We start from the raw sequence: 12,861 nt of genomic DNA, 5'->3' as shown, positions 1-12,861 counted from the left end.
CCATGCAAGTCACCAACGACATGTCGTTGCTTTCGCTGATTTCGCACGCCAGCGTGCCGGTCCAGCTGATCATGCTGATGCTGTTGGGCATTTCGATCATGTCCTGGACCTATATCTTCGCCAAGCGGCTGGCGATCAAGCGGGCCCATGCCCAGACCCGCCGCTTCGAAGACGATTTCTGGTCGGGCGGCGACCTGTCCATGTTGCAGCAGGCCGTGGCCTCGCGCCGCGACGAGCAAGGCGCGCTGGCTCGCATCTTCGATGCCGGCATGACCGAATTCCTGAAAGCCCGCCGCGGCAATGCCTCCGGCGACGCCACCGCCCTGCTGGACGGCCCGCGCCGCGCCATGCGCGCCGCCTACCAGCGCGAGATGGATTCGCTGGAATCGCACCTGAACTTCCTGGCTTCGGCCGGCTCCGTGTCCCCTTACATCGGCCTGCTGGGTACGGTCTGGGGGATCATGCACGCCTTCATCGGCCTGTCGAACATGCAGCAGGCCACTCTGGCCTCGGTGGCTCCCGGCATCGCGGAAGCGCTGATCGCCACCGCCATCGGCCTGTTCGCGGCCATTCCCGCCGTGGTCGCCTACAACCGCTTCACGAACGACATCGATCGCATCTCGATCCGTTTCGACAGCTTCGTCGATGAATTCCTGAACATTCTGCAACGGCAGGTGCGCTAATGCCCTCGGTAAGCTCACGCGGCAGGTCCGGCCGCCGCATGAAGGCCGACATCAACGTGGTGCCGTACATCGACGTGATGCTGGTGCTGCTGGTCATCTTCATGGTGACCGCCCCTCTCATCACGCCCGGCCTGATCCAGTTGCCCTCCGTTGGCGCGGCCTCGGACGTGCCGGTCAAGCCGCTGGAAGTCCAGATTTCGGAAGACGGCAAGATCGCCCTGCGCGTGCGCGAACCCGGCGCCACCATGCAGGACATCGCGCGCCCCGAGCTGGTGGCGCAAGTGCGTTCGCGAATTACCGCGGAAACCCCGGTGGTCATCGCCGCCGACGGCAAGGTGCCCTACGAGACGGTCGTGAAGGTCATGGATGAACTTCGCACCAGCGGCATCACCCGCCTGGGTCTGCTGGTGGACCAGTCCGCCGGCGCATCCCAGCCTGCTCCCGCGAAAAAACGCTAACGCGACGCCTTCCGCCGGCGCCGCCGGCATGCAACGCTCATGACGCCACCCATAATCCGACACCGCAGCGGCCCCCCGGCCACCCCGCCCAACCACGACAACCGGAAGGCATTGATCCTGGCCGTGGCCGTGCACGTGCTGCTGCTGATCGTCTTGATCTTTGGCGTGAACTGGCGCTCCGAGAGCCCCGGCCCCGTGCAGGTACAGCTCTGGGCAGACGGCAACTCGCCCGACTCCCCGCCGCCCACGCCGCAACCCGAACCCCCGAAGCCGCAGCCCAAGCCGGAACCGAAGCCGGAACCTGAAAAGGCGCCCGAGCCTCCCCCGCCGCCGCCCCCTCCTCCCAAGCCTGAGCCCGAGGCCCAGCCCAAGACCGAGGAAGTCGATCCCGAGATCGCGCTGCAGGAAGCCAAGAAAAAGCGCGAGCAAGAGGAAAAGGCACGCCAGGCCGCCGAAGCCGCCAAGGAAAAGGCGCGCCTCGACGAAGAACGCAAGCAGGCCGAACTGAAGGAAAAGAAGCGTCTGGAGCAGGAACGCCAGGCCGCTGAAAAGGCTGCTGCCGAAAAGGCCGCCGAGAAAGCCGCCGCCGACAAGGCTGCTGCCGAGAAGAAGGCCAAGGACGACGCTGCCAAGAAGGCCGCGGCGGAAAAGGCTGCCGCCGAAAAGGCCGCTGCCGAGAAGGCTGCGGAAGAAAAGGCTGAAAAGGCGGCTGCCGAGAAGGCTGCCGCCGAAAAGAAAGCCGCGGCCGAGAAGAAGGCCAAGGAAGAAGCCGCCAAGAAGGCCGCCGCCGACAAGGCGCTGAAGGATGCCTTCCGCAACGACGCCCTGGGTGCCGCCGGTATCCCCGGCGGCACGGCCGACCGCAATCAGGCGGGCGGCGGACGCGACAGCGGCTATGGCGCCAAGGTCCGCGCCTGCGTGCAACCCGGGGTGGCTTATCCGCCCCCGCCCCGCAGCGGATCGGAAAATCCCACGGCACAATACCGGGTACAGTTAGGTTCCGACGGGAAGGTCAACGGCGTCACCTTGACCAGTTCTTCGGGCAATGCCGGCTTCGACCGTGCGGTCGAGACGGGCATCCGCCGTTGCAACCCCTTCCCGAAGCCCTCGACGGGCCGCTACGAACCCATTATTGACGTTGTGTACAGAATGTATGATTGACAGGAGATTGATGAATATGACTCCCGCTTATAGCCGACGAGTACCCCCCCTCGCTCTCTGGCGATCGTATGGACTCGGGCTGCTGATGCTGGCCCTGGCCTGCCTGATGGCCATCAAGCCCGCCCATGCGCAGCTGCGCGTCGATATTTCCGGTACCGGCGCCACCCAATACCCCGTGGCCATCGCCGATTTTGCAGTCGACGACACCCATGGCCGCGCCCTGGCCGAAGTCATCCGCGCCGACCTGACCCGCACGGGCCAGTTCCGCCTGATCAACGCCGCCGGTTCCGGCCTGAACGTGGACTCCCCCATCGCCCATGACGACTGGCGCGGCAAGGGCGCCGACTTCATCGCCTACGGCAGCATCGTGCGCGGCGCCGACGGCCGCTACGACGTGCGCTACCGCCTGGCCGACACGGTCAAGAAGAGTCAGCTGGACGGCGTGGCGTTCTCGGGCACCGAGCAGGAACTGCGTCGCGTGGCGCACCAGATCGCCGACCGCATTTACGAGAAGATCACCGGCGTTAAGGGCGTTTTCTCGACCCGTATCGCGTACGTGCTGAAGAAGGGCGCCACCTACGAACTGCAGGTGGCGGACGCCGACGGACAGAACCCGCAGGTCGCCCTGCGTTCGCGCGAGCCCATCATTTCGCCGTCCTGGTCGCCCGATGGCTCCAAGCTCGCCTATGTGAGCTTCGAATCCGGCAAACCTGTCGTCTACGTGCACAATCTGGCAACCAGCGCCCGCTCGCCCGTCGCCAACTTCAAGGGCAACAACAGTGCGCCCGGCTGGTCGCCCGATGGCAGCAAGCTGGCGGTGGCTCTGACCCGCGATGGTTTGTCGCAAATTTACATCGTTGGCGCGACCGACGGCTCGAATCCGACCCGAGTTACGCGTTCTCCCGGGATTGACACCGAACCGAGCTTTACGCCAGACGGTGCTTCCATTATCTTTACGAGTGACCGCAGCGGCGGGCCGCAGATCTACCAGACCGGCTCGAGTGGTGGCGAAGCACGCCGCCTCACGTTTAATGGTGGTTACAACATATCACCCCGAATTTCCCCCGATGGATCGACGCTGCTGTACGTTGCAAGACGCGACGGCGCGTTTCGAATCGCATCGTTGAACCTGTCCTCAGGCTCCGAGACCTTGTTGACTGATGGTCGTGACGATCAGTCCCCGAGTTTTGCGCCGAATGGAATGCAAGTCCTCTACGCAGCCATCCAAAATGGCCGTAGCGTGCTTGCTGGTGTCTCGAGCGATGGCCGCGTACGGCAGACGCTTTCGGTACTGAATGGGGAAATACGTGAACCGACTTGGGGCCCATTTACCCGATAACACGTGTGACTCTCTTTGCAAAGGAACTATCATGAAGTCGCGCATTGCCAAAAGCCTAACCATCGCCGCTCTGGCTGCCGCCCTGGCAGCTTGCAGCTCCGTCCCTCTCGACGATAAAGCGGGTCAGGGCGGAGGCGCTGGCCAAGGATCCTCGGCCTCTGGCCAGATCCTTGATCCCTTCAACCCCCAAAGCATCCTGGCGCAACAGCGCTCGGTGTACTTTGACTTCGACAGCTACACGGTGTCGGACCAGTACCGCAGCTTGGTCGAAACCCACGCCAAGTACCTGGCCTCGCATCAGCAGCAGACCATCAAGATCGAAGGCAACACCGACGAACGCGGCGGCGCTGAATACAACCTGGCCCTGGGCCAGCGCCGTGCCGACGCTGTGCGCCGCATGATGACCCTGCTGGGCGTCAGCGACAACCAGATCGAAACCATCAGCTTCGGTAAAGAAAAGCCGAAGGCGACTGGCACGTCGGAAGCCGACTTCGCGGAAAACCGCCGCGCCGATATCGTTTATCGCCGCTAAGCTTTTTCGTATAGTCTAGAGCCCTACCACGCGTCGGGACGGTCAACCGGCCGTCCCGACGTTTGTTTTTATACCCGGGAATTTTCATGCGCGATAACGTTCTGTCCCTGCGTCCTCTGATTGCGGCCACCGGCCTGGTGCTTGCCGCCCTTGCGGCGCCCGCCCACGCTTTTTCCGACGATGAAGCCCGCCGGGCCATCCTGGACTTGCGCCAACAGGTGCAGCAGCAGAACGAACAAAGCCAGCGCGCCAAGCTGCAATTGGCCGACCAGATCCAGGCCTTGCAGCAGGAAGTCGCCCAACTGCGCGACCAACTCGAACTGGTGTCGCGCCAGCAGCCCTCGGCCAAGCCGGGCGGCGCGGCGGGCAGCGCCAATCCGCCGGGGGCCTCCGCTGGCGATCCCCAGGAACAGGCCGCCTATGACGGCGCGATCGATCTGTTCCGCAAGGGCCAGTACAAGGAAGCGTCCGAATCGCTGGCCGCCTTCACCGCCCTGTACCCCGCCAGCCAGCTCGCGCCCAGCGCCCAGTTCTACCTGGGCAGCAGCCGCTATGCGCTGAAGGACTTCAAGGGCGCCATCGAGCAGTTGAACGCCATGGTGCAGAAGGCCCCGGACAACGCGCGCGCACCGGACGCCCTGCTGGTCATCGCCGGCAGCCAGATCGAAATGAACAACCGCGCCGGCGCCAAGACCACGCTGCAGCGCATCGTGCGCGACTACCCGACCACGCCGGCCGCCAACACGGCCAAGAGCCGTCTCCAGCTGCTGCAGTAATGCCGCCTGCCGCGAGCGCGGTTGCCGCTTACCAGCACATCCTGCGCCGCCGGGCAGGGCTTATCGCCCTGCTGCTGGCGGCGCTTTTCATTGCGCTGCTGGCCGACTTCACGGTCGGCCCTTCGGGCCTGCCCTGGGGCGAACTGTGGCAGACGCTCACGGCTCCCGCCGCGGCCGATCCAACCACACGCGTGATCGTGTGGGAGATCCGCCTGCCATCGGCGCTGATGGCGGCTCTGGTCGGCATGGCGCTGGGAATGGCGGGCGCGGAAATGCAGACCATCCTGAACAACCCGCTCGCCAGCCCGTTCACGCTGGGCGTGTCGTCCGCTGCGGCCTTTGGCGCCTCGCTGGCCATCGTGCTGCAGCTGGGCCTGCCCGGCGTCCCCGCCGGCTGGCTGGTGGCGGGCAACGCCTTCCTGTTTGCGCTGCTGGCGGCGCTGATGCTGGACGCCGTGACCCGCTGGGGCGGCATGAATACCTCGGGCGTGGTGCTGTTCGGCATTGCCATGCTGTTTACCTTCAATGCCCTGGTGTCGCTGGTGCAGTTCATGGCCAGCGCCGAGGCGCTGCAGAACCTGGTGTTCTGGACCATGGGCAGCCTGTCGCGTTCCAGCTGGACCACGGTCGGCGTGCTGGCTGCGGCCTTTGCAATGGCGCTGCCGCTGGCCATGCGCCAATCCTGGAAGCTGACCGCGCTGCGCCTGGGTGAAGACCGCGCCGCAAGCTTCGGCGTGGACGTGCGCCGCGTGCGCGTCGCGGCGCTGGCCCGGGTCAGCCTGCTGTCGGCGCTGGCCGTGGCTTTTGTCGGCACGATAGGCTTCATCGGGCTGGTCGCGCCGCACATTGCGCGGCGGCTGTTTGGCGAGGACCACCGGTTCTTCCTGCCGGGCAGCGCGCTGGTGGGCGCGGTGATCCTGTCGCTGGCGTCGATCGCCTCCAAGAACCTCATGCCGGGCGTGATCGTGCCGGTAGGCATCGTGACGGCACTGGTCGGCATACCCTTTTTTGCGTCGGTGGTGCTGCGCCGGCAGATGCCATGACCGCGCCGCGCACCGCTTCTGCAACGACGCTATCCGTGCGCGGCCTCACCGCCGGCTACGGACGCACGGACGTGCTGCATGCGCTGTCGATACCCGAGTTGGCCGCCGGCCAGGTGACCGCCCTGCTCGGTCCCAATGGCAGCGGCAAATCCACCCTGCTCAAGGCACTGGCGGGCCTGGTCCGCGTGCGCGCCGGAAACGTCACGCTGGACGGCCGCGACCTGCTGCGACAAAGCTTCGGCGAACGCGCGCGGCACGTGGTCTACCTGCCCCAGGGCCTGCCCGCCGCCGTGCACCTGCGGGTGTTCGAATCCGTGCTGGTGGCGGCCAAGGCCGGCGACGGCCTGGGTACGCCGGTGGACATGCACGCCATAGACCGGCTGCTGGAGCGCCTGGGCATTGCCCATCTGGCCTTGCAGTACCTGGATTCGCTGTCCGGCGGACAGAAGCAACTGGTGGGACTGGCGCAGGCCTTGATCCGCCATCCGCGCGTACTGCTGCTGGACGAGCCGCTTTCGGCGCTGGACCTGAACTACCAGTTCCACGTCATGCAACTGCTGCGGCAGGAAACCCTGGAGCACGGCCTGATCAGCGTCATCGTGCTGCATGACCTGAACGTGGCGCTGCAGCACGCCGACCGGGCCGTCATGATCCATGATGGCCGGCTGCACGCCGAGGGGCTGCCGGCGGATGTGATCACGCCGGCATCGCTGGCGGCGGTCTACGGGGTCGAAGGACGGGTGGAGGCCTGCTCGCGCGGCCTGCGGCAGGTGCTGATCGACGGGCTGCAAGCACACCCGCACTGAGCGCGAGACGGCGCGATGTCAGGCGCGCAGCGCCACGTCCACGACCGGCGCGCCGGTCATGTCCGCCAACTGCCGCGGCGTCAGGTTGAACACCGCGTGCGGATGCCCGGCGGCGGCCCACAGGCTGTCGTAGTTGAAGAGATCCGCGTCCAACAGCATCACCGGCTTGACCGCATGGCCGATGGGGCACACGCCGCCGATCGCGTAGCCGGTCATGTCGCGCACGAACTTCGCGTCCGCCTTGGCCAGCCCGCCCACCTGCGAGGCCACCTTGGCCTCGTCCACGCGGTTCGCGCCGCTGGCGATGACCAGCACCGGCGCGTCATCCGAGGCGCGCCGGAAGATGATGGACTTGGCGATCTGCGCAACCTCGCAGCCTAGCCCCGCCGCCGCTTCCGCCGAGGTCTTGCCGGTTTGCGGCAGGACGACCACGGGCTTGTCATGGCCCAGCTCCAGCAGCAGGCGCGCGACGCGCTGGGCGGATTCGGGCAAGGCGGCAAGGGACTCAGGCGACATCGGGGCGGCTCCGTGGAGTTGGGAAATCAGCGCGGCCAGCGCGCCGAGGGATCGGAAAACGAGTTTATCAGCGCCGGGGCCCGGCGCCTGCGGGCTAGAATGCGCTCCTGGCTTTCCCATCCGACACCCATGCGTTCCGAACCCGTCCTGCCCCTGCAAACCGCCCTGATCGGCGGCTACGCCTTGTCCTACACTGAGTATGGCAGCGGCGCGCCTCTGGTGCTGGTGCACGGTTCCCTGTCCGACTGCCGCTACTGGAAGTCGCAGATGGCGCCGTTGGGCAAGTCGTTCCGCGTGCTGGCGGTATGCCTGCGCCGCTACTGGCCCGAGACCTGGGATGGCGAGGGTGATGGCTTTTCGATCGAACAGCATGCCAGCGACGTGCTGGAGTTCATCGATACCGTGGCGGGCGAACCGGCCCATCTGGTGGGGCATTCCCGCGGCGGCCGCGTAGCGCTGGAAGCGGCGCTGCAGCAGCCCGGCGCGCTGCGCAGCCTGACCCTGGCCGACCCGGGCCTGCCCTTGCCTGGTGACGACGACCTGCGCGGCGGTTTTCGCCAGCGCGCGCTGGCGCTCATCCGCGACGGCGAGATCGAAGACGGCCTGGCGCTGTTCGTGGATACCGTGACTGGCCCCGACACCTGGCAACGCATGGTGCCGTGGTTCAAGGAGATGGTGCGCGACAACGTCGGCACGCTGTTCGGACAGGCCGAGGAGAAGCCCGAAGCGCTGACGCCGGCGCAGATCGGCACGCTGAAGCTGCCGACCCTGCTGATTGGCGGCGCGCTCAGCCCTGCCCCCTACCCGGCCGTGCTGGACGCGTTGTCGCAATGGCTGCCGCAGGCGCAGCGGGTGACGATCACGGGATCGTCGCATGGCATGAACTTGGGCAACCCGCGCGCCTTCAACGGCGCCATCGAAGCCTTCATCAACGGCTGACGCCGGATCTGCCCGGCCGCAGCGCACGCCTCAGGGTTCGACCGAAGGCGTGTGCTTCAAGCGCCGCAACACAAAGGTGGATCGGCTGTGCCGCACGCCGCGCAGCTTGTAGAGCCGCTTGCGCAGGAATTCCTCGTAGCCTTCGGTTCCCGCCACCGCCACCTTGATCAGATAGTCGTACTCGCCCGTCACGAGAAAGGCCTCGACCACTTCCGGCAGCCGCGTGATCTCTTCGCCAAAGCGCGCCAGCGTGTCGTCGTCGTGATGTTCCAGCGTCACCTCGATCATGACGGTGTCCGGCAGGCCCAGCGCTTTCTGGTTCAAGAGGGCCGCGTAGCCTTCGATCACGCCCGCCTCTTCCAGGGCCTTGACCCGGTTCCAGCAGGGCGTGGGCGACAGCCCCACCTGCTCGGCCAGCTTCAGGTTGGTAAGGCGTCCGTCGGCGCGTAGCGCGCGCAGGATCTTGCGGTCGGTTTCGTCGATTTTGGGCGATGCGGGCATGATGGACGGATAACGAAGATATTTTCCCTTCAAAAACTAATTCTACAAGACAACTATTCTCCAGATTCCCCAAATATGGCGTGAATCAGGAAACCTATTTTGCCCTCCTGCCCGTAGACTCTCCTGCAAGACGGTCACCTATCCCGCCCGTCCGATTTCGGCGTCCACGCTGCGGCATAACCCGGCGCAGGCGCCGGCAGTATCAACGCAGCACGCCGCGCGCCGATCCGCGCGGCAGGAAACCATGTCTCTCGCAGCAGCAGCACCCGCAAGATCCGGCCTGGGCCTGTCCGGCACCGCCATGCTCTTCGCCGCTCCGGCGCTATTCGCCTCCAACATGGTGGCGGCCCGCTGGGCCCATGATGCCAACCTCCCTCCTGTTTTTCTGGCCTTCGGCCGCTGGCTGATCGCCCTGCTGATCCTGCTGCCGCTTGCCGCGCCCGCCCTGCGCGCGCACCGCAAGACCTTGTGGCGCGCCGTGCCGTCGCTGGCGCCGCTGGCAGTGCTGGGCATGGGCGTGGCCGTGGCACCGCAGTACATCGGCGCCCAGAACACCAGCGCGACCAATATCGCCCTGATCTTTTCGTGCAGCCCTATCCTGGTGGCGCTGCTGGAAGCCATCATCTGGCGCAAGCCGCTGTCCGCCCTGCGCGGCGCGGGCCTGGCGCTGGCCCTGGGCGGCGTGCTGGTGGTGCTGGCGCGCGGCGATGCGCAGACGCTGGCCCGCCTGGATTTCGGCCAGGGCGACCTCTGGGTGCTGCTGGCCGCCACCGGCTGGGCCTTCTACACCGTGCTGCAAAAGCGGCTGAGTCTGCCCGCGGTGCCGGACAGCGCCCGGCTGGCGGCCATGATGCTGGGCGGCGTGCTGGCCCTGGCGCCCTTTGCCGCGATCGAGGCTGCGGCCGGCGCCACGCCGCCCTGGGGCGATCCGCGGCTGGCCGCGGTGCTGCTGTTCCTGGCGGTGGTGCCCAGCCTGGGCGCGTACTACGTGTACGGCCGCCTGATCAGCCAGGCGGGGCCAGCCACGGCGGGGCTGTCGATGTTCCTGGTGCCGGTCTATGCCGCGCTGCTGGCCTGGCCGCTGCTGGGCGAGGCCCCGCAGCTGTTCCATGCCTACGGCTTCGTGATGATTCTGCTGGGCGTGAAACTGGCCTCGTCGCGCATGCGCGCGGCGGCGGCCACGGCCGCCGCCCCCGCCTGACGCTGACTCAGCGGCCCGAGCCCTGGGCCGCCATCACTTCCTGCGCCACCTGGCGCGGCGCCTCGGCATAGTGCTTGAACTCCATGCTGTAGGTCGCGCGCCCCTGGGTCAGCGACCGCAGCGAGGTGGAGTACCCGAACATCTCGGCCAGCGGCACTTCGGCGCGCACCAGCTTGCCGCCGCCACCCGCGATGTCCTCCATGCCCTGCACCATGCCGCGCCGCGAGGACAAGTCGCCCATGACGTTGCCGGTGAAGTCTTCGGGCGTTTCCACCTCGACCTGCATCATGGGTTCCAGCAGCACCGGATCGGCGCGGCGCATGCCTTCCTTGAAGGCCATCGAGCCCGCCATCTTGAAGGCGTTCTCGTTCGAGTCCACGTCGTGGTACGAACCGAAGAACAGCGTCGCCTTCACATCCACCACGGGGTAGCCCGCCAATATGCCGGCGTTCAGTGCTTCGCGTATGCCCTTGTCGACGGCCGGAATGAATTCGCGCGGCACCACGCCGCCCTTGATGGCATCGACGAATTCATAGCCCTTGCCGGGCTCCTGCGGCTCCAGCTTGAGCACCACATGGCCGTACTGGCCGCGTCCGCCGGATTGCTTGACGAACTTGCCCTCGACCTCGTTGCAGGTCTTGCGTATGGTTTCGCGGTACGCGACCTGGGGCTTGCCCACCGTGGCCTCGACGCCGAACTCGCGCTTCATGCGATCGACCAGGATCTCCAGGTGCAGCTCGCCCATGCCGGAAATGATGGTCTGTCCGGACTCTTCATCCGTGCGCACGCGGAAGGACGGATCCTCCTGCGCCAGGCGGCCCAGCGCGATGCCCATTTTTTCCTGGTCTGCCTTGGTCTTGGGCTCCACCGCCTGCGAAATGACGGGCTCCGGAAAGACCATGCGCTCCAGGATGATGATGTGGGCCGGGTCGGTCAGCGTGTCGCCGGTAGTGACGTCCTTGATGCCCACCGCCGCGGCGATGTCGCCCGCGTAGACCTCGGTAATTTCGCGCCGTTCATTGGCGTGCATCTGCAGGATGCGCCCCAGGCGTTCCCGCTTTTCCTTGATGGGATTGAAAACGGAGTCGCCCGACTTCACCACGCCGGAATAGACGCGGAAGAACACCAGCTGGCCGACGAAGGGGTCGGTCATGATCTTGAAGGCCAGCGCCGAGAACGGTTCGTTGTCGGTGGGATGCCGTTCGATTTCGTGGTCGCGCTGGTCATGGCCCTTGATCGCGGGCACGTCCACCGGCGAAGGCATGTAGTCGATGACCGCATCCAGCATGGCCTGCACGCCCTTGTTCTTGAACGCGCTGCCACAGAGCATGGGGACGATTTCGTTGGCGATGGTGCGCATGCGCAGACCCTGCTTGATCTCGTCTTCGGTCAAGGGTTCGCCCGACAGGTATTTTTCCAGCAGGGTTTCGTTGGCTTCAGCCGCCTTCTCCACCATCTTGTCGTGCCATTCCTGGGCCTGCGCCTGCATTGCGGCGGGAATGTCGCGGTACTCGAAGCGCACGCCCTGGCTGGCCTCGTCCCAGATGATGGCCTTCATCTTGACCAGGTCGATCACGCCTTCGAAATGGTCCTCGGCGCCCACCGGCAGCTGGATGGGCACGGCGTCGCCCTTCAGGCGCTCGGCGATCTGGCGCTGCACGCGCAGGAAGTCCGCGCCGACCCGGTCCATCTTGTTGACGAAGGCCAGCCTCGGCACCTTGTACTTGTTGGCCTGGCGCCAGACGGTTTCCGACTGCGGCTGCACGCCGCCCACGGCGTCGTAGACCATGACCGCGCCATCCAGCACGCGCATGGAGCGTTCGACCTCGATGGTGAAATCGACGTGGCCCGGCGTGTCGATGATGTTGATGCGGTGTTCGGGATAATTACCCGCCATGCCCTTCCAGAAGGCGGTGGTAGCGGCCGACGTGATGGTGATGCCGCGCTCTTGTTCCTGCTCCATCCAGTCCATCACGGCGGCGCCGTCGTGCACCTCGCCAATCTTGTGGGTGATGCCGGTATAGAAGAGGATGCGCTCGGTGGTCGTCGTCTTGCCCGCGTCGATGTGGGCGCTGATGCCGATATTGCGGTAAAGCTCGATACGCGTCTTGCGAGTCATGGCCTCTTCCCTTGCAGTGAACTACCGGGCGAAGACGGCAAGCCCGACCGGGCCTTGCCGCGGCGGGCGCCATGCCGCGTAGGGTGCTTGAGAATCGCGGAACCGCGCCCGCACTGATGCGTAAATATTACGCGCGGCGCGCCAGGAAACAAGCCTAGTCCCTGCCAAGGCCAAGGATAAAAAAAGCCCCTCCAGCGGGAGGGGCTCGGTAGCCATGCACCAGCCTGGGGCAGCTCCGTAGAGCATTCCGCGGCGGTCGATGCGACAGGCTACTTCTTTTCTTCCTTGACGCGATACACCAGCACTGCCGTGCTGGCCAGGGACAGGACCTTGGCGGTGACGCTGCCCAGCAGCAGGCGCGACAGGCCGCTGCGGCCGTGGCTGCCGATGAAGATCAGGTCGCAGCCGGCGTCGGCGGCGGCTTGCACGATGCCGTCGGCAACGTTGAAGTTCGACACGGCGCGCGACTCGGACTTCACGCCAGCGGTGTCGGCGCGGTCGGTGATCTGCTTGAGGTACTTGTCGGCCTGCTCGGCGGAGGCCTTTTCGTAGTCTTCGTCGGTGATGGCGTAAGCGGCAGCCATGCCGTCAAAACCGATCGTTGCCGCGAAAGGCTGGGTCACGTAGAGCGCGACGACTTCAGCGCCCACGGAACGCGCAAAGCAAATGCCGGCATTGGCGGCTTGGGCCGAGAGCGGAGAACCGTCGGTGGGAATCAGGATCTTCTTGAACATCTTGCCTGCTCCTGTTTGTGAGGTACCTCCATGCTACCGGAAACGCGCCAGGT

14 protein-coding genes are annotated in these 12,861 nt (G+C 66.0%); 10 read left to right on the top strand and 4 right to left on the bottom strand.

Annotated elements, in window-relative coordinates; genetic code table 11:
• The first annotated feature begins 2 nt into the window (after window positions 1–2).
• The 8 genes from tolQ to IB258_RS28000 all read left to right on the top strand — a co-directional run bounded on the left by tolQ (window position 3) and on the right by IB258_RS28000 (window position 6,798).
• Window positions 3–683, top strand: coding sequence for a protein TolQ (gene tolQ, locus IB258_RS28035; protein WP_054458511.1), 681 nt, complete (start codon window positions 3–5; stop codon window positions 681–683).
• Window positions 683–1,141 (top strand): ExbD/TolR family protein, encoded by a 459-nt coding sequence (locus IB258_RS28030; protein ID WP_054458509.1) that lies wholly within the window; start codon window positions 683–685, stop codon window positions 1,139–1,141. Before tolQ ends, IB258_RS28030 begins: the two co-directional genes overlap by 1 nt.
• 39 nt (window positions 1,142–1,180) lie before the next feature.
• Window positions 1,181–2,302 carry a cell envelope integrity protein TolA gene (gene tolA / locus IB258_RS28025; protein WP_054458507.1) on the top strand — a complete coding sequence of 374 codons (1,122 nt, stop codon included), beginning with the start codon at window positions 1,181–1,183 and terminating at the stop codon, window positions 2,300–2,302.
• A gap of 16 nt (window positions 2,303–2,318) precedes the next feature.
• Complete coding sequence (gene tolB / locus IB258_RS28020) at window positions 2,319–3,641, top strand: Tol-Pal system beta propeller repeat protein TolB (protein WP_054458554.1); 1,323 nt, start codon at window positions 2,319–2,321, stop codon at window positions 3,639–3,641.
• Window positions 3,642–3,672: 31 nt separating this feature from the next.
• A complete protein-coding gene (gene pal, locus IB258_RS28015) occupies window positions 3,673–4,173 on the top strand; it encodes a peptidoglycan-associated lipoprotein Pal (RefSeq protein ID WP_042796384.1) in 501 nt (166 codons plus the stop codon).
• Between the two features lie 86 nt (window positions 4,174–4,259).
• Window positions 4,260–4,949 (top strand): tol-pal system protein YbgF, encoded by a 690-nt coding sequence (gene ybgF / locus IB258_RS28010; RefSeq protein ID WP_054458506.1) that lies wholly within the window; start codon window positions 4,260–4,262, stop codon window positions 4,947–4,949.
• Entirely contained in the window at window positions 4,949–5,992 is a 1,044-nt protein-coding gene (locus tag IB258_RS28005; RefSeq protein ID WP_054458504.1) for an iron ABC transporter permease, read from the top strand. Before ybgF ends, IB258_RS28005 begins: the two co-directional genes overlap by 1 nt.
• Complete coding sequence (locus IB258_RS28000) at window positions 5,989–6,798, top strand: ABC transporter ATP-binding protein (RefSeq protein WP_175181731.1); 810 nt, start codon at window positions 5,989–5,991, stop codon at window positions 6,796–6,798. The genes IB258_RS28005 and IB258_RS28000 overlap by 4 nt, the downstream gene beginning before the upstream one ends.
• A gap of 18 nt (window positions 6,799–6,816) precedes the next feature.
• Here IB258_RS28000 and IB258_RS27995 read toward each other — a convergent pair whose 3' ends face one another.
• Entirely contained in the window at window positions 6,817–7,314 is a 498-nt protein-coding gene (locus IB258_RS27995) for a YbaK/EbsC family protein (protein WP_054458501.1), read from the bottom strand.
• 129 nt (window positions 7,315–7,443) lie between these two features.
• Here IB258_RS27995 and IB258_RS27990 point away from each other — a divergent pair, with 129 nt between their 5' ends.
• Window positions 7,444–8,253 carry an alpha/beta fold hydrolase gene (locus tag IB258_RS27990; RefSeq protein WP_054458499.1) on the top strand — a complete coding sequence of 270 codons (810 nt, stop codon included), beginning with the start codon at window positions 7,444–7,446 and terminating at the stop codon, window positions 8,251–8,253.
• Between the two features lie 30 nt (window positions 8,254–8,283).
• Here IB258_RS27990 and IB258_RS27985 read toward each other — a convergent pair whose 3' ends face one another.
• Window positions 8,284–8,754, bottom strand: a complete 471-nt coding sequence (locus tag IB258_RS27985) for an Lrp/AsnC family transcriptional regulator (RefSeq protein WP_054458496.1) — start codon at window positions 8,752–8,754, stop codon at window positions 8,284–8,286.
• Between the two features lie 244 nt (window positions 8,755–8,998).
• On the opposite strand from IB258_RS27985, the gene IB258_RS27980 reads away from it, so the two are divergent.
• Complete coding sequence (locus IB258_RS27980) at window positions 8,999–9,955, top strand: DMT family transporter (RefSeq protein WP_225590536.1); 957 nt, start codon at window positions 8,999–9,001, stop codon at window positions 9,953–9,955.
• A 7-nt stretch (window positions 9,956–9,962) separates the two neighbouring features.
• Here IB258_RS27980 and fusA read toward each other — a convergent pair whose 3' ends face one another.
• Window positions 9,963–12,074, bottom strand: coding sequence for an elongation factor G (gene fusA, locus IB258_RS27975; protein ID WP_054458492.1), 2,112 nt, complete (start codon window positions 12,072–12,074; stop codon window positions 9,963–9,965).
• A 269-nt stretch (window positions 12,075–12,343) separates the two neighbouring features.
• Entirely contained in the window at window positions 12,344–12,808 is a 465-nt protein-coding gene (locus tag IB258_RS27970; RefSeq protein WP_013391481.1) for a universal stress protein, read from the bottom strand.
• Between the last annotated feature and the right edge of the window lie 53 nt (window positions 12,809–12,861).

It is taken from the genome of Achromobacter sp. ACM02 (genome assembly GCF_014851605.1).
GTDB lineage: Bacteria > Pseudomonadota > Gammaproteobacteria > Burkholderiales > Burkholderiaceae_B > Achromobacter > Achromobacter aegrifaciens.
This window is presented reverse-complemented; position numbering and strand designations above follow the sequence as displayed.

Bases quoted from the DNA above. Each gene is read 5' to 3' on its own strand.
- IB258_RS28030 (WP_054458509.1), top strand. From the start codon at position 683: ATGCCCTCGGTAAGCTCACGCGGCAGGTCCGGCCGCCGCATGAAGGCC.
- IB258_RS27970 (WP_013391481.1), bottom strand. From the start codon at position 12,808: ATGTTCAAGAAGATCCTGATTCCCACCGACGGTTCTCCGCTCTCGGCC.
- tolB (WP_054458554.1), top strand. From the start codon at position 2,319: ATGACTCCCGCTTATAGCCGACGAGTACCCCCCCTCGCTCTCTGGCGA.
- tolQ (WP_054458511.1), top strand. From the start codon at position 3: ATGCAAGTCACCAACGACATGTCGTTGCTTTCGCTGATTTCGCACGCC.
- IB258_RS27995 (WP_054458501.1), bottom strand. From the start codon at position 7,314: ATGTCGCCTGAGTCCCTTGCCGCCTTGCCCGAATCCGCCCAGCGCGTC.
- fusA (WP_054458492.1), bottom strand. From the start codon at position 12,074: ATGACTCGCAAGACGCGTATCGAGCTTTACCGCAATATCGGCATCAGC.
- IB258_RS28000 (WP_175181731.1), top strand. From the start codon at position 5,989: ATGACCGCGCCGCGCACCGCTTCTGCAACGACGCTATCCGTGCGCGGC.
- ybgF (WP_054458506.1), top strand. From the start codon at position 4,260: ATGCGCGATAACGTTCTGTCCCTGCGTCCTCTGATTGCGGCCACCGGC.
- tolA (WP_054458507.1), top strand. From the start codon at position 1,181: ATGACGCCACCCATAATCCGACACCGCAGCGGCCCCCCGGCCACCCCG.
- IB258_RS27990 (WP_054458499.1), top strand. From the start codon at position 7,444: ATGCGTTCCGAACCCGTCCTGCCCCTGCAAACCGCCCTGATCGGCGGC.
- IB258_RS27985 (WP_054458496.1), bottom strand. From the start codon at position 8,754: ATGCCCGCATCGCCCAAAATCGACGAAACCGACCGCAAGATCCTGCGC.
- IB258_RS28005 (WP_054458504.1), top strand. From the start codon at position 4,949: ATGCCGCCTGCCGCGAGCGCGGTTGCCGCTTACCAGCACATCCTGCGC.
- pal (WP_042796384.1), top strand. From the start codon at position 3,673: ATGAAGTCGCGCATTGCCAAAAGCCTAACCATCGCCGCTCTGGCTGCC.
- IB258_RS27980 (WP_225590536.1), top strand. From the start codon at position 8,999: ATGTCTCTCGCAGCAGCAGCACCCGCAAGATCCGGCCTGGGCCTGTCC.